Here is a 4811-nt window from a genome sequence, read left to right as displayed (position 1 = left end):
CGCACAAGTACAAGGACTCGCGTGAGCACTTCGAGATGCGCACGCACAAGCGCCTCATCGACATCCACGACCCCACCCAAAAAACCGTGGACTCGCTGATGCGCCTGGACCTCCCAGCCGGCGTCGACATCGAGATCAAGCTGTAGCTCGGTCCGTGGGCTGGGCCACCTGTGGTTCCGGCTCCCGGGTACGGCACTTTTAGGTCGCCTCCACCACAGGTGGCCCAGCCCAACCCCCACCCCGCCGGTATCAGGCCGGCAGGGCCAGGCGCGGCAACGAGATGAGGAAGTAGAAACCGATGGCACGTAAAGGGATTCTCGGCGAGAAGCTCGGGATGACCCAGGTCTTCGACGACGAGGGCAGGGTCCTGCCGGTCACCGTCGTGCGCGCGGGGCCATGCCCGGTCACCCAGGTCCGCACCGTCGCACGCGACGGGTACGCGGCCGTGCAGCTGGGCTTCGGTACCCGCAAGCGGGCGAACAAGCCGCTCGCTGGTCACTTCGCCAAGGCGGGGGTGGAACCGACGCGCCACCTGGTCGAGTTCGAGCTCGCCGGCGACCAGAAGCCGGGCGAGACCGTCACCGTCGGGCAGTTCGACGTGGGGGAGCTGGTCGACGTCACCGGCACCAGCAAGGGCAAGGGCTTCGCGGGGGTCATGAAGCGCCACGGCTTCGCCGGCCTCGGCGCCGGCCACGGGGTGCACAAGGTGCACCGCGCGCCCGGTGCCATCGGCGCCTGCGCCACGCCCGCCCGGGTGTTCCCCGGGACCCGCATGGCCGGCCGCATGGGTGGCGAGCGCGTCACCGTGCAGCGCCTGGAGCTCGTCGGCGTCGACACCGAGCGCAACCTCCTGCTCATCAAGGGCGCCGTCCCGGGGGCAGCGGGCTCGCTGGTCATCGTCTGCGAGACCACGAAGCCACGGACCGCCGCGGCGGCGGGGAGTGAAGCCTGATGGGGGCCTCGAGCAGCGACACGCCCGTGGACCTGACGGTCGACGTGCACACGATGTCGGGTGCGACCGACGGCACCGTGGACCTGGACCCGGAGGTGTTCGGCGCCAAGGTGCACACCGCCGCCATGCACCAGGTCGTCACCGCGCAGCTGGCCGCCGCCCGGTCGGGGACGTCCAAGGTCAAGAGCCGGGGCGAGGTGCGCGGTGGTGGGCGCAAGCCGTGGCGCCAGAAGGGCACCGGCCGCGCCCGGCAGGGCTCCATCCGCTCCCCCCAGTGGGCGGGTGGCGGCGTGGCGCACGGACCGACCGGCGACCAGAACTACACCAAGCGGGTCTCCAAGAAGCTGAAGCGCCTGGCGCTGCGCTCCGCGCTGTCCGACCGGGCGGCAGACGAGGCGATCCGGGTGGTCTCCGACCTGGCATTCGACGTCCCGAGCACCAAGGCGGCGGTGGGGTTCCTGACCGCGCTGGAGCTCGCCGAGCGCAAGGTGCTGCTCGTGCTGTCGACCCGGGACGAGCCGGTGGCGAAGAGCTTCCGCAACCTCGGGGCCGTCCACATCCTGACCGTCGACCAGATCAACACCTACGACGTGCTCTGCAGCGACGCCGTCGTCTTCCAGCGCGACGCTCTGGAGTACGTCGGCACCGGTCGCCGGGCCGACCTCGTGGAGGTGAGCCGCTAGATGCAAAGTCCCAGGGACGTCATCTTCGCCCCGGTCGTCAGCGAGAAGAGCTACTCGCTGCTCGACGAGGGCCGCTACACCTTCCTCGTCGATCCCCGGTCCAACAAGACCGAGATCAAGCAGGCGGTCGAGGCGATCTTCGGCGTCAAGGTCGCCAGCGTGAACACGATGAACCGCGTCGGCAAGACCAAGCGCTTCGGGGCCCACTACGGCAAGCGCAAGGACACCAAGCGAGCGATCGTGACCCTCGCCGAAGGGGAGTCGATCGACATCTTTGAGGCAGGTCTCTGAGCCATGGCCCTTCGCAAGTACAAGCCCACGAGTCCGGCACGCCGCAACATGAGCGTGTCCGACTTCTCGACGATCACGACCGACAAGCCGCTGAAGTCGCTGACCAAGCCGAACCCCAAGAAGTCCGGGCGCAACAGCAACGGGCGCATCACCACGCGCCACCAGGGCGGCGGGCACAAGCGCCACTACCGGGAGATCGATTTCCGTCGCACGAAGGACGGGGTGCCGGCGAAGGTCGCCACCATCGAGTACGACCCCAACCGGTCGAGCCACATCGCCCTGCTGCACTACGTGGACGGCGAGAAGCGCTACATCCTCGCGCCCGAGGGTCTGCGCGTGGGCGACATGGTGGAGTCCGGCGACGGAGCCGACATCAAGGCCGGCAACGCACTGCCCCTGCGCAACATCCCCGTCGGCAGCATCGTGCACGCCGTGGAGATGCGGCCGGGCGGTGGAGCCAAGCTCGGTCGGTCCGCCGGCAACCGCGTGCAGCTGCTGGCCAAGGAGGGGGATCGCGCAGCGCTCCGTCTCCCGTCGGGCGAGGTGCGCATGGTGCTCGCCGCCTGCCGGGCCACCATCGGGGCGGTCGGCAACGCCGAGCACGAGCTGGTTCGCGACGGCAAGGCCGGCCGCACCCGGTGGCGCGGCAAGCGGCCAAGTGTCCGCGGTGTGGTCATGAACCCCGTGGACCACCCGCTGGGTGGCGGCGAGGGGCGCTCCTCGGGCGGGCGCCACCCCACCAACCCGCAGGGCAAGCCGGAGATGCGCACCCGCAAGAAGAACAAGCAGTCCAACCGGGACATCATTCGCCGGCGCGGCAAGCGTCGCCGGTAGGAGGGAACAGCATGCCGCGCAGCCTCAAGAAGGGCCCCTTCGTCGATGGGCATCTGTCGAAGAAGGTCGAGGAGCTGAACGCCAAGGGCGACAAGCGGGTCATCAAGACCTGGTCACGCCGTTCGGACATCTCCCCAGACATGGTCGGTCACACGATCGCCGTGCACGACGGGCGCAAGCACGTGCCCGTGTACATCTCCGAATCCATGGTCGGCCACAAGCTCGGCGAGTTCGCGCCCACACGGGCGATCAAGTGGCGCGGCGCCGGCGAGAAGCAGCAGATGCGCGTCAAGCGCGGACGGTAGAGGGACGCCAGATGGCAGTCGAACAGAACGAGTCGGTGCAGGTGCGGGCGGTGTCCCGCTACGCCCGCGTGGCCCCGAACAAGGCGCGCCAGGTGGTCGCCCACATCCGGGGGCGCGAGATCGAGGACGCGCGTCGTCTGCTCGAGCTGTCCCCGAAGGCGGTGGCCGGTCAGATCCTGAAGACGTTGAACTCCGCGGTGGCGAACGCCGAGCACAACAACGGCCTCGACGCCGACGACCTGGTCGTCGCGCTGGCCGTCGTCGACGAGGGGCCGACCCTGAAGCGGTACCAGCCGCGCGCGATGGGGCGGGCCTACCGGATCCGCAAGCGCACCAGCCACATCACCATCACGGTGGGCGCCAAGCCCGCCCCACCCCAGAACACGAGCCCTACCAGAAAGCCGGGCACGAGCCCTACCAGAAAGCCGGGCACGAGCCCTACCAGAAAGCCGGGCACGAGCCCGGGCGAGGAGTAGCACCGTGGGCCAGAAGATCCACCCATACGGGTTCCGTCTCGGCATCATCAAGGACCACAAGTCCGTGTGGTTCGCCGACAAGGAATACGCGTCCTACGTCATCGAGGACGATCGCATCCGCAACTACATCCGGGAGCGGGTGCGGCATGCGGGCATCTCGGTGATCCTCATCGAGCGCACCCGCGAGCGGGTCACCGTGGACGTCGTCACCGCCCGTCCCGGGATCGTCATCGGGCGACGGGGCGCCGAGGCCGACGCGATCCGTGCGCACCTGGAGAAGATGACCGGCAAGCAGGTCAAGCTGAACATCAAGGACATCGCGAAGGGCCCCGAGCAGGACGCGCAGGTGACAGCCCACAACGTGGCGGAGCAGCTGCGCGGTCGGGTCAGCTTCCGGCGGGCGATGCGGCGGGCGACCCAGAACGCCATGAAGGCTGGCGCCGAGGGCATCCGGGTGCAGTGCTCGGGCCGTCTCGGCGGGGCGGAGATGAGCCGCACCGAGTGGTACCGCGAGGGCCGGGTGCCGCTGCACACCCTGCGGGCCAAGATCGACTACGGCTTCGACGAGGCGCGCACCACCTATGGCCGGATCGGCGTCAAGGTCTGGATCTACACCGGCGAGCAGCTCCCGTCGTCCGACCAGCGGGACCAGCGTGCGCGCCAGCAGAAGCGGCAGCCGGTGACGAAGCAGGCGCCGGCCCCCGCCGCGGCGCAGCCGCCGGCCGGCGTAACCGCCGGGATGGGCGACGCCGCTGACGAGCAGGCCAAGGAAGCGGCTCCGGTCGCCCCGGCCTCCTCGCAGCCGGCCAGCGCCGGCGCAGCCAACGTCCCGCCGGAGGCCCCAGCCCCCCTCGACACGGATGCGGTGGGGGGCCCTGCGCCCAGCGCGCACACCGAGCAGGCGGGGGAGGCGCCGACCGACGAGTCGGCTGCGACCCCGACCGAGCCCGAGGCGCCGACTGCGCCGTCGAGCGAGGCCCCGACCGAGCCGCCGGCCGAGTCCGCGCCCGAGGCGCCGCCGGCCGACCAGCCCACCCAGCAGGGGGAGTAGGAGCACGCATGCTGTCCCCGAAGAGAGTTGCCCACCGCAAGCAGCATCGCGGCCGCATGCGCGGCCTGGCCAAGGGCGGCACCGAGGTGTCGTTCGGCGACTACGGCCTGCAGGCGCTGACCGCCGGATGGGTCACGAACCGCCAGATCGAGTCAGCCCGTGTCGCCATGACCCGCTACATCAAGCGTGGCGGCAAGGTCTGGATCAACATCTTCCCGC

The 4811-nt window shown here is 70.1% G+C and carries 7 protein-coding genes and 2 pseudogenes; all 9 read left to right on the top strand.

The features are described from left to right. A partial coding sequence (locus WD250_10910) for a 30S ribosomal protein S10 (protein ID MEX2620715.1) occupies nt 1–146 on the top strand: 146 nt, incomplete at its 5' end. A gap of 152 nt (nt 147–298) precedes the next feature. After that, complete coding sequence (gene rplC / locus WD250_10905) at nt 299–952, top strand: 50S ribosomal protein L3 (GenBank protein ID MEX2620714.1); 654 nt, start codon at nt 299–301, stop codon at nt 950–952. After that, nucleotides 952–1635, top strand: coding sequence for a 50S ribosomal protein L4 (gene rplD / locus WD250_10900; GenBank protein MEX2620713.1), 684 nt, complete (start codon nt 952–954; stop codon nt 1633–1635). The genes rplC and rplD overlap by 1 nt, the downstream gene beginning before the upstream one ends. After that, a complete protein-coding gene (gene rplW / locus WD250_10895) occupies nt 1636–1926 on the top strand; it encodes a 50S ribosomal protein L23 (protein MEX2620712.1) in 291 nt (96 codons plus the stop codon). Nucleotides 1927–1929: 3 nt separating this feature from the next. Next, nucleotides 1930–2760 (top strand): 50S ribosomal protein L2, encoded by an 831-nt coding sequence (gene rplB, locus WD250_10890; protein ID MEX2620711.1) that lies wholly within the window; start codon nt 1930–1932, stop codon nt 2758–2760. Between the two features lie 11 nt (nt 2761–2771). Beyond that, nucleotides 2772–3065 carry a 30S ribosomal protein S19 gene (gene rpsS / locus WD250_10885; GenBank protein ID MEX2620710.1) on the top strand — a complete coding sequence of 98 codons (294 nt, stop codon included), beginning with the start codon at nt 2772–2774 and terminating at the stop codon, nt 3063–3065. Between the two features lie 35 nt (nt 3066–3100). Next, nucleotides 3101–3421 (top strand): annotated as a pseudogene (gene rplV / locus WD250_10880) (50S ribosomal protein L22). 124 nt (nt 3422–3545) lie between these two features. Beyond that, nucleotides 3546–4205 (top strand): annotated as a pseudogene (gene rpsC, locus WD250_10875) (30S ribosomal protein S3). 395 nt (nt 4206–4600) lie between these two features. Then, nucleotides 4601–4811: 50S ribosomal protein L16 (gene rplP, locus WD250_10870; protein MEX2620709.1), on the top strand; the 211-nt coding region annotated here is incomplete at its 3' end.

Source organism: Egibacteraceae bacterium (assembly GCA_040905805.1).
Taxonomy (GTDB): Bacteria; Actinomycetota; Nitriliruptoria; order Euzebyales; family Egibacteraceae; genus DATLGH01.
This window is presented reverse-complemented; position numbering and strand designations above follow the sequence as displayed.